14 protein-coding genes and 1 pseudogene are annotated in these 14,999 nt (G+C 64.8%); 2 read left to right on the forward strand and 13 right to left on the reverse strand.

The features are described from left to right. Positions 1–227: 227 nt before the first annotated feature. On the forward strand, positions 228–1,082 hold the full coding sequence (locus tag MF134_RS06330; protein WP_255338583.1) for a DUF1194 domain-containing protein: 855 nt from the start codon (positions 228–230) through the stop codon (positions 1,080–1,082). A gap of 63 nt (positions 1,083–1,145) precedes the next feature. On the opposite strand, the gene modC is transcribed toward MF134_RS06330, so the two are convergent. The 8 genes from modC to MF134_RS06370 all read right to left on the reverse strand — a co-directional run bounded on the left by modC (position 1,146) and on the right by MF134_RS06370 (position 8,096). Beyond that, the gene (modC, locus tag MF134_RS06335; RefSeq protein ID WP_255338584.1) at positions 1,146–2,246 is read right to left on the reverse strand and encodes a molybdenum ABC transporter ATP-binding protein; all 1,101 of its coding nucleotides are present in this window, start codon (positions 2,244–2,246) and stop codon (positions 1,146–1,148) included. Then, the gene (gene modB, locus MF134_RS06340) at positions 2,243–2,938 is read right to left on the reverse strand and encodes a molybdate ABC transporter permease subunit (RefSeq protein ID WP_457589959.1); all 696 of its coding nucleotides are present in this window, start codon (positions 2,936–2,938) and stop codon (positions 2,243–2,245) included. Before modB ends, modC begins: the two co-directional genes overlap by 4 nt. Further along, positions 2,935–3,696: a molybdate ABC transporter substrate-binding protein gene (gene modA, locus MF134_RS06345; RefSeq protein ID WP_255338586.1), complete on the reverse strand. Its 762-nt coding sequence runs from the start codon at positions 3,694–3,696 to the stop codon at positions 2,935–2,937. Before modA ends, modB begins: the two co-directional genes overlap by 4 nt. Before the next feature lie 92 nt (positions 3,697–3,788). Continuing rightward, positions 3,789–4,595, reverse strand: coding sequence for a 5-deoxy-glucuronate isomerase (gene iolB / locus MF134_RS06350; protein ID WP_255338587.1), 807 nt, complete (start codon positions 4,593–4,595; stop codon positions 3,789–3,791). Beyond that, positions 4,592–4,792, reverse strand: a complete 201-nt coding sequence (locus MF134_RS06355; protein ID WP_255338588.1) for a DUF3329 domain-containing protein — start codon at positions 4,790–4,792, stop codon at positions 4,592–4,594. Before MF134_RS06355 ends, iolB begins: the two co-directional genes overlap by 4 nt. Continuing rightward, entirely contained in the window at positions 4,792–5,688 is an 897-nt protein-coding gene (gene iolE / locus MF134_RS06360) for a myo-inosose-2 dehydratase (RefSeq protein ID WP_255338589.1), read from the reverse strand. The genes MF134_RS06355 and iolE overlap by 1 nt, the downstream gene beginning before the upstream one ends. A gap of 267 nt (positions 5,689–5,955) precedes the next feature. Then, positions 5,956–6,765 (reverse strand): SDR family oxidoreductase, encoded by an 810-nt coding sequence (locus MF134_RS06365; protein WP_255338590.1) that lies wholly within the window; start codon positions 6,763–6,765, stop codon positions 5,956–5,958. 137 nt (positions 6,766–6,902) lie between these two features. Next, positions 6,903–8,096 carry a phytanoyl-CoA dioxygenase family protein gene (locus tag MF134_RS06370; protein WP_255338591.1) on the reverse strand — a complete coding sequence of 398 codons (1,194 nt, stop codon included), beginning with the start codon at positions 8,094–8,096 and terminating at the stop codon, positions 6,903–6,905. A 114-nt stretch (positions 8,097–8,210) separates the two neighbouring features. Here MF134_RS06370 and MF134_RS06375 point away from each other — a divergent pair, with 114 nt between their 5' ends. Continuing rightward, positions 8,211–9,227, forward strand: a complete 1,017-nt coding sequence (locus MF134_RS06375; RefSeq protein ID WP_255338592.1) for a LacI family DNA-binding transcriptional regulator — start codon at positions 8,211–8,213, stop codon at positions 9,225–9,227. A gap of 36 nt (positions 9,228–9,263) precedes the next feature. Here the strand turns inward: MF134_RS06375 and MF134_RS06380 are convergent, their stop codons facing one another. The 5 genes and pseudogenes from MF134_RS06380 to MF134_RS06400 form a co-directional block, all read right to left on the reverse strand. Continuing rightward, entirely contained in the window at positions 9,264–10,271 is a 1,008-nt protein-coding gene (locus tag MF134_RS06380; RefSeq protein ID WP_255338593.1) for an NAD-dependent epimerase/dehydratase family protein, read from the reverse strand. Between the two features lie 3 nt (positions 10,272–10,274). Further along, positions 10,275–11,594, reverse strand: coding sequence for a UDP-glucose dehydrogenase family protein (locus MF134_RS06385; protein ID WP_255338594.1), 1,320 nt, complete (start codon positions 11,592–11,594; stop codon positions 10,275–10,277). A 234-nt stretch (positions 11,595–11,828) separates the two neighbouring features. After that, on the reverse strand, positions 11,829–12,623 hold the full coding sequence (gene fabI, locus MF134_RS06390) for an enoyl-ACP reductase FabI (protein WP_255338972.1): 795 nt from the start codon (positions 12,621–12,623) through the stop codon (positions 11,829–11,831). Positions 12,624–12,755: 132 nt separating this feature from the next. Then, positions 12,756–13,112, reverse strand: a pseudogene (locus MF134_RS06395) (MaoC/PaaZ C-terminal domain-containing protein); the annotation flags it as partial. Between the two features lie 12 nt (positions 13,113–13,124). Beyond that, positions 13,125–14,867, reverse strand: coding sequence for a PHA/PHB synthase family protein (locus tag MF134_RS06400; RefSeq protein ID WP_255338595.1), 1,743 nt, complete (start codon positions 14,865–14,867; stop codon positions 13,125–13,127). Positions 14,868–14,999 lie beyond the last annotated feature (132 nt).

Genomic DNA, 14,999 nt, shown 5'->3' on the forward strand with positions numbered 1-14,999 from the left:
GACGGCTTGTGTCATTTCGTGACGGTTTTGTGAGTTGCGCCGCAAAGGAATGGGCGTAGCATGTTGCGATGCACAAGAGGCTGCCATGCGATCCCATGCGTCGGACTCCTGCCGGCCTTACGGCTGGCATGATCGCCCGGCAAGCGACTGAAAGGTCGGTCTCCAACGAGACGCAGGCCAGGGGAACCCTTCGCTCGGACGGCTGGCGAAAAAAGGCGTCGGCCTTCGTGGGCACCTGTCTTGTTTCGCTGGGGATGTCTGCCTCGCCGGCCCCGGCTGTCGAGCGCGGCCTGGCCGATTTCGGGACAGGCGGAAAGTCACCTTCCGGCGAACGGGTGGACGTCGAACTGGTGCTTGCCGTCGACGTCTCCTGGTCGATGGACCGCAGCGAGCAGGAGATTCAGCGGGACGGCTACGCCGCGGCATTCCGCAACCCGGAGGTCCAGCAGGCGATCCTCGACGGCGTCTATGGCCGGGTGGCGGTCACCTATGTCGAATGGGCCGGGACAATCTCCCAGAGCGTGGTCGTGCCCTGGACCCTGATCGATTCCCGCGAAGCGGCCGACGCTTTCGCCTACCAGCTGACCACGGAACTCCCCGACCGCGAACGCCGCACCTCGATCTCGTCCGCGATCGACCGCATCGTGCCGATGTTCGCCGACAACGCCTACGACGGTCTGCGCAAGGTGATCGACGTGTCGGGCGACGGCCCGAACAATCAGGGCCGTCTGGTCACCATGGCCCGCGACGAGGCAGTCGCCGCGGGAATCGTCATCAACGGCCTGCCTTTGATGACCTCGGGCGGTTATTATTCCTGGGGATCGATCCCGGATCTCGATCGCTACTACTCCGAGTGCGTGATCGGAGGGCCGGGCTCCTTCGTCATTCCGGTCAATGACTGGACGCAGTTTCCCGAGGCCGTACGGCGCAAGCTGATCCTCGAACTCGCCGAAGAGTGGCCGGCCGGCGAGCCCGAGACGGCGGTCGTCATGAAGGCGCAGAACAGTCCCGGAATCGATTGCGCCGTCGGCGAGCGGATGTGGCTCGAGCGGCAGAATCGCTGGCGGGACGACGTCCAGTAGCGCGGCCGCCGGCCTGCGCCGCTGGCCAAGCAGGCGTTCCGCGTTTCACTTCAGAAAACGGACCTATCGCGGCGCCAGGGCGACCCCCTTGATCTGCGCATGCACCTGAACCCCTTCGGCCAGGTCCAACTGTTCCCAGCTCTTGCGGGTCACTCGGGCAAGAAGCCGATCGCCCTTGCCGTTGTCGCCGAGGCCGAGAGCGACGAGCATCTGATGGCGGCCAAGGGCGCGCGCCGAGACGATGACGGCGGGAAGCACGTTCAGGATCGAGGTTGCGGCGGGCGGCACGCGTGACAGGCTGACATCGTCCGCGCCAATCGCGAGACGCAGATGATCCCCGATCTTGAAGCTGTCCTCGCCGGGCACCAGAAATTGCCCGCCCTCGACGGTGATGCCGACGATACCGTATTCGGCGTCGATCGTGGCGACCACGCCCTCCAGGCTCACCCGCGCGTCGCGTTCGCGCGCCAGCGGCAGGTCCGGATCACTCTGGATCTCGGTGAGCGGGCCCGACGCCAGGACGCGACCCTCGCGCATGAGGACCACATGATCGGCCAGCCGCTCCACCTCGCGCATGTCGTGGCTGACATAGAGGATGGGAAGCGCCAGGGTGTCGTGAAGCCGTTCCAGAAAGGGCAGGATCTCCTGGCGGGTCGCCTGGTCGAGGGCGGAGAGCGGCTCGTCCATCAACAACAGGCGCGGTTGTGAGAGAAGCGCCCGGCCGATTGCGACCCGCTGGCGCTCGCCACCGGAAAGACGCGCCGGCGCGCGCTCGAGCAGCGGCTCGACCTTCAGGAGTTCGACGACTTCCTTGAACCCGATCCGGCCTTCGGCAGCTGGCAGCACCTTGCCGCGGCTGGAATAGAGCAGATTTCGTTTCACAGAGAGATGCGGAAAGAGGTTCGCCTCCTGAAACACGTAGCCGACAGGCCGGCGATGGGTCGGCAGGAAGCGCTGGCCGTCCTGCCAGACCTCGTCGCCGATCCGGCAAAGGCCGGTCAGATGATCGAGCCCGGCGATGGCCCGCAGGACGCTCGTCTTGCCGCAGCCGGAAGGGCCGAAAAGGGCCGTGACACCGCGGCCGGGTGCCTGGAAGCCGACGGCGAGGCGAAACGCGCCGAGCCGACCTTCGAAGCGCACGTCGATGGTGTCTGCTGCAGTCATGGTCCGAGGCGCCGCATGCGCTTTTCGAGCGCGATCATCGACAGGATCACCACGAAGGCGAAGACCACCATGCCGCCCGCGAGAATGTTGGCCTCGCGCCAGCGCAGAGTCTCGACGAAGTCGTAGATCGCGACCGACAGCACCTTCGTCTCGCCAGGTATGTTGCCGCCGATCATCAGAACGACGCCGAACTCTCCCACCGTGTGCGCAAAGCCCAGGACCGCGCCGGTGAGAAACCCCGGTCGCGCCATCGGCAAGGCCACGGTCCAGAAGCTGCGAAGCGGCGAGGCGCGCAGGGTGGCGGCCACCTCCATCGGGCGCTCGCCCATTGCCTCGAAGGCATTGCGGATCGGCTGGACGACGAAGGGCAGGGAATAGACGACCGAACCGATGACGAGACCTTCGAAGGTGAAGGCGAGGGTGCGGAGGCCGCCGAAACTCGACAGGACGCCCCCGAGACCGTTGGGCCCGAGCGCGACGAGCAGATAGAAGCCCAGGACCGTCGGCGGCAGTACGAGCGGCAGCGCCACGATGGCGGCGACCGCCTCCCTCCACCAGGCCTTCGAACGGGCGAGCCACCAGGCGATTGGCGTGCCGATGACGAGCAGGATCGCCGTCGTCACCGCGGCGAGTTCGATGGTCAGGCGGACCGATGTCCAGATCTCGGGAGACAGCGCCGCCACGTCCGCTATTCGGCCCCTTCGGTGTCATATCCATAGCGCGCGATGATGCTGCGCGCCTCCGGGCCCTTCAGGAAGTCCAGAAAGGCCGAAGCGGCGGGATCATCTTCGCCCTGTTTCAGCAGCACGGCGTCCTGCCGGATCGGCGTGTAGAGATCGGCCGGCACCACCCAGCGCGAACCATCCCCGCGGCCGGTCAATTGCGACAGAGCCACGAAGCCGAGTTCGGCATTGCCGGTCTCGACGAACTGGAAGGTCTGGGCGATGTTGTTGCCCTGAACGGTCTTCGGGGTGAGATCGTCGTGGACGCCGAGCGCCGTCATGGTCTCGACCGCCGCGGCACCGTAGGGGGCCGTCGCCGGATTGGCGATGGCGAGCCTGTCGAACTCTTCGGCCTCCAACGTCATCTCGCCCTGGATCAGGGAGGGCTCGCGGCTCCACAACACGATCCGGCCGATCGCATAGGTGAAGCGCGTGTCCTCCACGGCATGGCCCTCGGCAACCGCGCGCTCCGGACGCTCCGTATCGGCGGCGAGAAACACGTCGAAGGGCGCGCCCTGGCTTATCTGGGTGTAGAGCTGCCCGGTGGAGCCGAAGCTGAGAAGCGCGGTGTCCCCGGTCTTTGCCGAAAAGGCTTCCGCGATCTCCTTGGCGGCTTCGGTAAAGTTCGCCGCCACGGCCACATGGGTCTCTGCACCCTCTGCGACGGTCACCGCGAAAAAGACGGCCGATGCGGCTGTCGCTGCGGCAAGACGATGCAGTTTCAACATTGGGCCCCTCTCTCAAGGCGGCGGCACCGACGTCGAATGCCGGTGCCCTCAGGCTGCGTGCTTCGCACCAGCCCCGTCGCGCCCGGGAACGCTCACGCGTCGCGCTTCATGATCCATTCGACCTCGGGGGCGGCCACGAAACGCCATTTGCGCAGCGGGCCGGCCATGACGTTGAGATAATACATTTCGAAGCCGTAGGGCGCCCCGCAAGGGTGATGGCCGCGCGGCACGCAGACCACCTCGCCGTCGGAGATCGCCATGGTCTCGTCGAGCTGGCGGTCGTCGGTATAGACGCGCTGGATGCCGAAGCCCGAGGCCGGGTTCAGCCGGTGATAATAGGTCTCTTCGAGATAGGTGATGCGCGGGAAGTCGTCCTCGTCATGGCGGTGCGAGGGATAGGACGACCAGTTGCCCGCCGGGGTGAACACCTCGGTGACGAGGAGCGAGTCGCAATAGTCCTCGTTCTCCATGGCGATATTGTTGATGTAGCGGGTGTTGTTGCCCTTGCCGCGTTCAGTGAGCGAGATGCCGTCGGGACCGATCCGTCGGGCCTGATGGCCGCCCTTGCCGGGGGCCGAGCAGACCGCGATGACACAGTCGGTTTCGGCGACCGCCTCCCACGCGCTGCCATTCGGCAGATAGAGGCAGTGGGGCGGGGACTTCTCGAAGACGTCCATGCGATCGCCGAGAACGCCCCAGTCCTGGCCGGCGCCGGAGATCTTCGCTTTGCCCTCGACCATCACCAGAATGACCTCGCGATCTCCCGTCGCCTCGGCAGCCGTCTCGCCGGCGCGCAGACGGTAGAGCGAGAAGCCGACGTAGCGCCAGCCGGCGCTGGCCGGGGTGATGTCGTGGACCTTGCCGTGCCTGCCGAACGGTTTGTGGAGAAGATCGCTCATCGGTTTTCCTTTCCATCGTCGCCGGGCTTGTAGGTGATCAGCAGTTCCCAGACACACCATGCTCCCAATGCAAGAAACAGGATCGCCCAGACGGTATTGTTCATGGAGAGCTCGAACAGCCCCCAGCCGCAGACGACGACCGTCAGCAGGATCCGCACCCAGAGCGGACGGAACATCGAATGCGACGTGTCGAACATCAGACGAGCCCCGCGGCCTTGGCCTCTTCGCGCAGGGTCTTGAGGCCGAGCGATTGGTATTCGAACGGATTGCGCACGGCCGGATCCTGCTCGGCCTCGATCACGATCCAGCCCTCATAGCCCTTCCGGGCCAGAATCTGAAGGAGCGGGGAAAAGGCGATGCCCCCTTCGGCGTCGCCCGGCACGGTGAAGACGCCGGCCCGCACGCCGTCCATGAAGGACATGCCCGTCTCGCGGACTTGGCGCATGACCTCCGGCCGGACATTCTTGGCGTGAAAATGGCTGACACGGTCGCCGTATCTTTGCAGGATCGGCGCGGGATCGACACCGTCGCCACCGAAAAAGCAGTGGCCGGCATCGAAGAGGAGCCGCGTCGCCGGCCCCGTCGCGGCCATGAAGGCGTCGAGTTCCGCCGGCGTCTCGACCACCGTTCCCATGTGATGGTGGTAGACCAGCGCAATACCCTGTTCGGCGCAATAGGCGGCGATCGCCTCGACCTTGGCGCCGAATTCGGCCATCGCCTCGGCGGACAGCACGGGGCTCTCCGACACCGGGACAGCGAGGCCCTGCACCGAATTGGAGGTCTCGCAGACGATGCAGACCTTGCAGCCATTGTGCTTCAGCCGATCCAGATGCGGCTGGATCGCCCGCTTCTCCTCCTCGACCGATTGCGCCAGAAGGTTGAGCGAGTACCAGGCGGAGATGAATTTCAGGCCGTGGGTGGCGAAAAGCTGCTTGAGTTCCTCGGCATCCGCAGGCCAGCGATGGCCGTTCTCGATGCCGTCAAAACCGATCTCGGCGGCTTCGCTCAAAATGCGTTCGGTCGGGATGTCGGCGCCGAGCGTCTGGTCGTCGTCATTGGCCCAGGCAATGGGGTTGGTTCCAAACAGGATCATCGGGGGTTCCTGGAGAATGGGGTGCTTTCAGGCGAGGCAACGCATGAGGGCGCAAGGCGGAGATCGGGAGCGGGGTCAGGCATCTTGCTTCGCCCGCTCAATTGGCGTCCGGCGCGTTCCGCGTCAATCGAGAGAGCGCTGCGGGGGGAGTTTTCCAACTGTCTCTTTCGCTCGCTTGCCGGCGATCGGGTGAGTTTGTCCATCCCGCTTCGCTCGAAGGCTCACGCGGGCTCGTTCTGACGTTTCCACGGTCACCCGGTCCCGGGATCAGAGCGGCGCTTCCGGGTTCGGCGAGCTTTCGTAGCCGCCCCAAACCGATTGATCGAAATTGATCGTCGCGCCGGTCATCAGGCCCGATTCCTCGGAGGCGAGATAGGCGCAGGCGCGGGCCACTTCCGCCGGATCCACCAGCCGGCCGAAGGGCAGGTGCGAACCGGCGGTCTCCAGCCAATTCTCCCCGGCGCCGTGATAGCGCTGCTGGATCGACGCTTCGCCCTCGCTCGCCATCCAGCCGATATTCAGCGCGTTCACCCGGATACGATTGCGCAGAAGCGCATAGGCCGTGTTTCGGGTCAGCGTGTCGAGCCCGCCCTTGGACGCGCAATAGGCCGCGATGAAGGGCTGCCCCGCATAGGACGACATGGACGAAATGTTGACGATCGCGCCTTCGGTCTTCGTCTCGCGCATCACCTTGATTGCCTCCTGCATCAGGAAGAAGGGCGCGCGCAGATTGATCGCCATCATCCGGTCGAAGAGTTCGGGATCGGTGTCGAGAATCGTGCCGCGATCGGTGATCGCCGCCACATTGACGAGGCTGTCGATGCGGCCGAAGCGCGCCTTCGCGCGGGCGATGACCTGTCGGCAGGCTTCGACCTCGGCGAGATCCGCGGGAACGAACTCGACCGGCGTGCCATAGGCCTCGGCGATCTCCTCGGCCTTCGCTCTGCCCTTCGCTTCGTTCCGCCCGCAGATCGTCAGGCCGGCGGCGCCGCGCTCGGCAAAGAGTCGCGCGACCTCAGCACCAAGACCCTGCGTTCCCCCGGTGACGACCGCAAACTTGCCGTCCAGCCTGCCCATGGCATGTCCTCCCTGCGCGTCGGTTCTCCGCCCGATCGCGATCATTGTCGATTGCTCAGCCGATTACCACTGGCGCTGCATGGCGAAAAGGCGGGGCGGCCCGAAGGCCACCCCGCCCGATAACGCCTATTCGAAGCTCAGCTGTGCCGCCGTTCGTCATAGGCCGCGATCTCGGCCGTGAAGGCTTGCGGGTCCATGCCTTCGGCCAGCGCTTCCAGCATTCGCGCGGCCTGTGTCTTGGGCGCGAGCCCGCCTACCGGCGGGTCGCGATCGAGATTGGTCGGGAAGGCGTAGCCCTCTGCCGAGGCCGCCACCGCATTGCGGATCCCACCCTCTTGCAGGGCGTCGGTTTCCCGTGCCGTCTTCAGCGCAGGATAAAGCGCCTTCACCATGCGCGAGCGGTCCACCGTCTCCATGGCGCGGCCGAAGGCCGAGGACACCTGAAGCAGGTTCGCCATGCGCCTGATGTCGCTGGAGCGGTTCGCGCCGGCTCCGTGCATCAGCGCCGGGTTAAAGAACACGGCATCGCCCTTTTCGAGCGGCAGTTGCACATGGTGCTCGGCGAAATAGTCCTGAAATTCCTGGCGGCCGAAGGCGAGATAGCCTTCGAAGAAGGTTTGCGAATAGGGAAGGAACAGCGTCGGCCCCGTCTCGACCGGCATGTCGCAATGGGCAACCGCGCCCTGCAGCGTCAGCACCGGCGAGATGCGGTGGATATGGGCGGGAAACACGGCCATCTGATCCGGCGACATGAAGCCCAGATGATAGTCGCGATGCGGCGTCTGCGCGGCGCCGCCCGGATTCACCCGGTTGACCTGCGCCGTCATCTGGTAGCCGAGGCCGAGCCAGGCTTCGCTCGCAAGGGCGATCGCGTCGGAGGCGTAGTAGTGCGCGAAGTTCTCCGGGTCCGCGAGGCAATGTTTTTCCAGCGCATTCCAGATGCGGTCGTTGGCACCGGGCTTGGCGAAATGATCGCCCCCGCCGCCGGTGCCCGATTTCTCGGCTTCGATGATTTCCTCGAAGATTGCCGTCGCCCGGTCGAGCGCGGCGGCATCGGACATGGCCCGGCGAATGGCGATCACGCCGGGGCCGGAGGCGAAGACTTCCGCCCATTCGGCCATCAGGATGCGCCGATCGTCTGCCTTGGCGGCGGCCTTGCGGACGGCGTCGCCATCATAGATCGGAACGTTTCTGACGATTTCCGCGGCCAGAGGCCAGTCCTCCGGCCGGGTCGTGCGCGAGACCTCCGCCCTGAAGGCGTCGAAACTGCCGCTGTCCTTGTCGAGCCAGACCCTGTTCCGGCGCTCGGCCGGCAATGTCATTGCGTCCATGATGGTTCCTCCCGTGTTCGATGCCGAACAGGGACGTATTTTATCAGTTCACGCCCGCGGCGAAATCAGGCAAAGACCTCAAAAACACCTCAAAGATCGCTGCGAGGCCTGCCGATGCCGGTTCCATTTCCTCTGAAGGATATCGCGTTCCAGGCGGGCCTCAGCCTCGCGACGGTCGACCGCGTCGTTCATGGCCGGCCCGGCGTCCGGCGTACGACACGCGCCCGTGTCGAGGCGGCGATTGCCGAACTGACGCGCCAATACGGTGAGGCAGGCCTTGCCGGCCGGCGGCTATCGATCGACGTGGTGATGGAAGCGCCGCGGCGCTTCACGGATGCCGTGCGCGCGGCCTTCGAGGCGGAACTGCCGGGCATGCGTCCGGCCTCGTTCTCGGCCCGGTTTCATCTCGCCGAGACCATGCGAGAGGGCGAACTCGCCGCGATCCTGTCCGCCATCGGAAAGCGCGGCAGCCATGGCCTTCTTTTGAAGGCACCCTCGACAAGGGCGACGGCCGATCTGGCTCGTGGGCTGACCGAAAAAGGCGTGCCGGTCGCGACCTATGTGACCGACATCGCGGCCGATTGCCGGCTCGCCTATATCGGCATGGACAATTGGGTTGCAGGCGCGACGGCCGCCTATTTTCTCGGGCAGATGCTGCCCCCCGGGCCGACGGGCGTTCTCGTCACCCTGTCCAGCGCATCATTTGCCGGGGAAGAGGAGCGTGAGGCCGGCTTCCGGGGAGTGCTTCGTGAGCGATTCCCGCATCTGAAGGTCGTCACCGTGTCGGAGGGCCACGGAATCGACCGGAGTACGCGCGAACGTGTCCTGCAGGCCCTGGCAGCCGAACCCGATCTGTCGGCGGTCTACTCGATCGGCGGCGCCAACCAGGCGATCCTGGCCGCCTTCGTCGAGGAAAAGCGGCCGATCTCGGTCTTCGTCGCCCATGATCTCGACGAGGCGAACAGCCGTCTTCTCGCTGCCGGAAAGCTCAGCTTCGTCATCCATCACGATTTCCGCCAGGACGCGCGCAATGCCTGTCAGATCTTCCTGCATCATCACCGCATGCTGCCGGAAGACTTCACCATCGCACCCTCACGCATCAGCATCGTGACGCCCTACGACCCTCTGTAGTCTCGCGGGCTCACCGTGGAGCGAGGCGCACTTCTTCTACGAAACCACTATCTCCGAATTGCGATACCACTCGACGAAGGCCTTCACGCCCGTCTCGAGATCGGTCTCAGGCCTGTAACCGGTCAGCGCTTCGAGAAGATCGGGACTGGCGAAGGTGCGCGGTACGTCGCCGTCCTGCATGGGCAGGAGCTTGCGCTTGACGGGAACACCCACAAGACGTTCCACGGTGTCGACGAAGTCGAGAAGGCCGACCGGCTGGCCGCCGCCGATATTGACGACGCGAAAGGGGGCGGACGCCGACAGCGTGTCGATCTCCGCGACGCGGTTTTCTTCGCTCGGCACGATCGGCACGAGCCGCAGGATCGCTTCGACCAGATCCTCCACATAGGTGAAGTCCCGGCTCATCTTGCCTTCGCCGTAGATCTCGATCTCTTCGCCCGCCAGGATCGCCCGCACGAACTTGAACAGCGCCATGTCTGGCCGGCCCCAGGGCCCGTAGACCGTGAAGAAGCGGAAGCAGGTGGTGGGCACCTGATAGAGATGCGCCGTCGAATGGGCCATCAGCTCCACGGCACGTTTGGTCGCGGCATAGATCGTCAGCGGTTCGTCGGCCTTGTCCGTCTCGCGGAAAGGGACGGAAGGCGCGGCACCGTAGACCGAGGAGGTCGAGGCAAGAAGCAGGTGCTTCACGCCGATCCGTCGGGCCGCCTCCAGGATATTGAAGGAGCCGACGACGTTGGAATCCACATAGGAGCGTGGGTTTTCCAGGCTGTAGCGAACGCCGGCCTGTGCCGCGAGATGGATGATGACGTCCGGCCGGGCGGCGTCGATGGCAGCATCGAGCGCTTCCGTATCTTCCAGCATGGCGAGTGTTGGCCGAAAGCGCGGAAACTGCGCCAGCGCGGCATGCCGAGCTTCCTTGAGACGCACGTCGTAGTAAGGCGTCATGCCGTCGAAGCCGGCGACCTCATGGCCTTCTTCCAGCAGCCGCCGGGCCAGATGAAAGCCGATGAAGCCGGCCGTTCCGGTGATGAAGAAGCGCATGGCTCAGGCGTCCGATTTCGGTTGACGCCCGATTCCGACATGTCGGAAGCCCTGAGCGATGATCTCTTGCGGCGGATAGACATTGCGAAGATCGACCAGCACCGGCTCCTTCATCAATGACTTGATCCGGCCGATGTCGAGAGCCCGGAACTCGTCCCACTCCGTCACCAGCACGATCGCATCCGCGTCCCGGGCGATGTCATACGGGTTCTGGCCGTACTCGATCTCCGGCATCATCGTCTCTGCCGCTTCCATGCCCTCCGGGTCATAGGCGCGCACGATCGCGCCCTTGTCGATGAGCGCCTGGATGATCGAGATCGACGGGGCCTCGCGCATGTCGTCGGTATTCGGCTTGAAGGTCAGCCCCAGGATTGCGATCGTCTTGCCGCGCACCTCGCCGCCGCAGGCGGCGATCACCTTGCGTGCCATCGCCCGTTTGCGGTTGTCGTTGACGGCGACGGTGGTCTCGATCAGCCGCATCGGGCTGTCGGCGTCCTGGGCGGTCTTGACCAGCGCCAGCGTGTCCTTGGGAAAGCACGAGCCGCCATAGCCGGGGCCGGCATGCAGGAACTTGTCGCCGATCCGCTTGTCGAGCCCGATCCCCTTGGCGACCTTCTGAACGTCGCCGCCGAGCTTCTCGCAAAGATCGGCGATCTCGTTGATGAAGGTGATCTTCATCGCAAGGAAGGCATTGGCGGCGTATTTCGTCAGTTCCGAGGTGCGCCGCTCGCAGAAGAGGAGAGGGGACTCGTTGATGTAGAGCGGGCGATAGACCTGCCGCATCACCTCGATCGCCCGCGGCTCCTCGGTGCCGATGACGATGCGGTCGGGCCGCTTGAAATCGGTGATCGCCGCACCTTCGCGCAGGAACTCCGGATTGGAGACGACGGCAACATCGGCGTTCGGGTTCTCGTCTCGAATGATCCGCTCCACCTCGTCGCCGGTACCGACCGGAACCGTCGACTTGGTCACGACCACGGTAAATCCCTCGACCGCCCGGGCGATCTCGCGCGCTGCGCCGTAGACATAGGACAGATCGGCATGGCCGTCGCCGCGCCGAGAGGGCGTGCCGACGGCGATGAAAACGACATCGGCCGCGCGAACGCTGGATGCCAGATCGGTCGTGAATTTCAGCCGCCCGGCGGCCGCGTTCGACTGAACGATCTGATCGAGGCCCGGCTCGAAGATCGGGATCTTGCCCTCCTTCAGCGCCGCGACCTTCTTCTCGTCCACGTCGATGCAGACGACCTCATGGCCGAAGTCTGCGAAACATGCTCCCGACACCAGGCCGACATAGCCCGAACCGATCATCACGAGACGCATGAGACGTTCCCTTCGCTGCCAAGCATAGTGCGATGCAAAATCAACTTGGCGTTTCTAGGCTACAGGGCGTGCGCTTGGAAGTCGGAGAACAGATGAATGATTAATTTGCGAAATCCATGACATTTCGTTCCGTGGGATGACGGTCTATAAACCGACGGATCGGCTACAAGTGTCCGAACAGCTTGCGATGGCGAGCCAGACATCCGCGAGCACCCGCACCTCGACGAGCCTCTCTCACGCCAGAATGTGTTCGCCACCGTCGATCGGGATCACTGTCCCTGTAATGCGCCGGGCCGCGTCGCTCGCGAGGAAGGCGGCGAGATTGCCGACGTCGCCGATCTCGACAAGATGACCTTCTGGCGCCCGCGCCGCGGCCTTTTCGATGAGTTCGTCAAAGCGGTCGAGACCGCTGGCTGCCCGGGTGCGGATCGGTCCCGGCGAGATGGCATGGGCGCGGATACCTTTCGGGCCGAGTTCGGCCGCGACGTAACGCATCGCACTTTCGAGCGCGGCCTTCACCGGGCCCATGAGATTGTAGTTCTCCACCACCCGCTCCGAACCGTAGAAGCTGACGGCGAGAAGGCAGCCGCCTTCGCTCATCAGCGGTTCGGCGAGATGGGCCATGCGCAGGAAGGAGTGGCAGGAGACGTCCATGGCGAGCGCGAAGCCCTCGCTGGAGGAATCGGTCACCCGGCCGTGCAGATCCTCCCGGGGGGCATAGGCGATCGAGTGGAGCAGGAAGTCGAGCCCGCCCCATTCCGCTTTCACGCGCTCGAACACCGCTTCGAGTTCGCCCGGCTTGCGCACGTCGCAGGGCATCACGAAGTCGCAATCGAGCGCCTCCGTCACCGTCGTGACGTACGGCCTGGCCTTCTCGTTGACATAGGTCGCGGCCAGCTTCGCACCGGCCTTGGCAAAGGCGGCCGCGCAGCCCGACGCGATCGAATGCTCGTTGGCGATGCCGATGACGAGGCCGCGCTTGCCGCGCAGATCGACGATCGGCGGCTCCTTCAGCGCTTGCGGCCCCATATGGATTTCCGGCAGGACGACCCGCGGCCGGCGCACCTTTTTCGTCGGCGCGCGCACATGGGCACTGCCCGAGATCACGGCCGAACCGTCCTGGTTGGTGCAGACGCAGTCCAGGGTGAGATCGGGCTTGCCGTTCTCGGCCTTTTCCCGAACCGTGATCGTCGCCGTCACCGTGTCGCCGATCGAGACCGGCCTCAGGAATTTGAGATCCTGGGAGAGGTAGATCGTGCCCGGGCCCGGCAGTTTCGTGCCGAGCACGCTGGAGATGACGCCGGCGCCGAGCATGCCATGGGCGATGACTTGATGGAACATGTCCGTCGCCGCATAGGCGGGGTCGAGATGCGCCGGATTGACGTCGCCCGAGACGAAGGCGAAGAGCTCGATATCCTGCTGGGTGATCTTGCGCGAGAGGCTGGCGGAATCGCCGACCGAGATCTCGTCGAAGGTGCGATTCTCGATCGTGGAGCCGGGGATGGGCGTGTCACTCATGAACGGAAACTCTCAGTGCTCGTGAACATACTGGCCGGGCGCGTCGGCCAGCGCCGGATGGCGTTTCGAGCCCATCGGCGGCGGCGCAGTCTTCTCGCTCGACCGGGCGGCGAGCCATTCGAACCAGGCCTGCCACCACGAACCCTCCCGTCTCTCGGCCTCAGCCTCCCATTCGTCCGGCCCGACATAGAGCCCGCCCGCCGCGCGGGTCTTGATCCTGAAATGCCGGTGCGGATGGCCCGGCTCGGAGACGATGCCGGCATTGTGGCCGCCCGAAGTCAGCACGAAGGTGATCTCGGAATCGCTCAAGAGATGGATCTTGTGCACCGAGCGCCAGGGCGCGACGTGATCGGTCTCGGTGCCGACGACAAAGAAAGGAACGTCGATGTTGCTGACCGCAACAGGGCGCCCCTCCACCTCGAAGCGGCCTTCGGCGAGGGCGTCTTCCAGGAAGAACCGACGCAGATACTCCTCGTGCATCCGGGCCGGCATCCGCGTGCCGTCGGCATTCCACGCCATCAGGTCGTTGGCGTGTTCGCGCTCGCCGAGAAGATAGCTGCGAATCAGCCGCGACCAGATGAGATCGTTCGAGCGCAGGAGCTGGAACGCGCCGCTCATCTGGCGGCTGTCGAGCGTGCCCTGATCACGCATCAGATCGGCGAGGAACGCCACCTGATCCTCGGTGATGAAAAGCTGCAGTTCTCCGGCCTCGGTGAAGTCCGTCTGGGCGCAAAGCAGCGTCACGCTGTTCAGGCGCTTGTCGCCGTCGCGCGCCATTGCCGCAGCCGCGACGGTCAGAAGCGTTCCCCCCAGGCAATAGCCGCATGCATCGACCTTCGCCCCTCCGCAGATGTCGTCGATCGCATCGAGCGCCGCCATCACGCCTTCGCGGCGATAGTCATCGAAGGAGGTGTCGCGGAATTCCGGCCCGGGATTGCGCCACGAGATCGCAAAGACCGTGTGGCCCGCGGCGACCAGGTGCCGGATCAGCGAGTTGTGCGGCGAAAGATCGAGAATGTAGTATTTCATGATCCAGGCCGGCACGATCAGCACCGGTTCGCGCGCGACCGTCTCCGTGGTCGGCTGATACTGGATGAGTTCGATCAGTCGGTTGCGAAACACCACCTTGCCCGGCGTCGCCGCAAGATCCTCGCCCACGGTGTAAATGTCCGGCTCGGCCGGCTTGCCGCTGAGCGCCTCGGAGAAGTCGGTGGCGAAATTGGTGGCGCCGTCGATGAAGTTGGCGCCCATCGTCGCGACGGTCGCGTCGATTACCTCCGGGTTGAGCCAGGGATAATTCGTCGGTGAGGCCGTGTCCGCCAGCTGGCGTGCCGTGAAGGCGACGATCCGCTGGTTGCGCTTGGCGAGACCGGGCAGTTCGGCCGTCGCCTCGGCCCACCAGTTCTCTCCGAGGAGAAATGCCTGGCGGTACAAAGAGAAGGGAAAGCTGTTCCACGCGGGATTGGCGAAGCGCCGATCCCCCTTTGCCGGTTCCACCACCTCTTCGCCAAGGCAGGCCATGAAGAATTTCTGCCAGTTGAGCGCCCCGCGCTCGATGAGCGCGGCACGACGCCATGGGGAGTTGGCGAGGTGAAGCGCCCAGTCGGACAGCGCCATGCTCAGCCCCGAGGGCGAGAGCCCACCGGTGAAGCGGCCTTCGAAAGCGTGAAGCAGGCTGTCGTAGTCGACGGGCCTTCCGGATGTTTCGGCGTTTTCGCTGACGCGGAGGTCCTTGGCGGTCACGGGCTGGTTCATGGGGGAACTCCTGATCTCGTTCTCAAGGCTCCGACTAGCACCGTGACGCACCGCAGCATTGCGCTGGATCAAAAATAGGGATCCGAATTGCGATGTCGCAGAATCTTCATCGATTGAGCGGCCGGAGCATCG

The organism is Jiella marina, assembly GCF_024359545.1.
GTDB lineage: Bacteria > Pseudomonadota > Alphaproteobacteria > Rhizobiales > Rhizobiaceae > Jiella.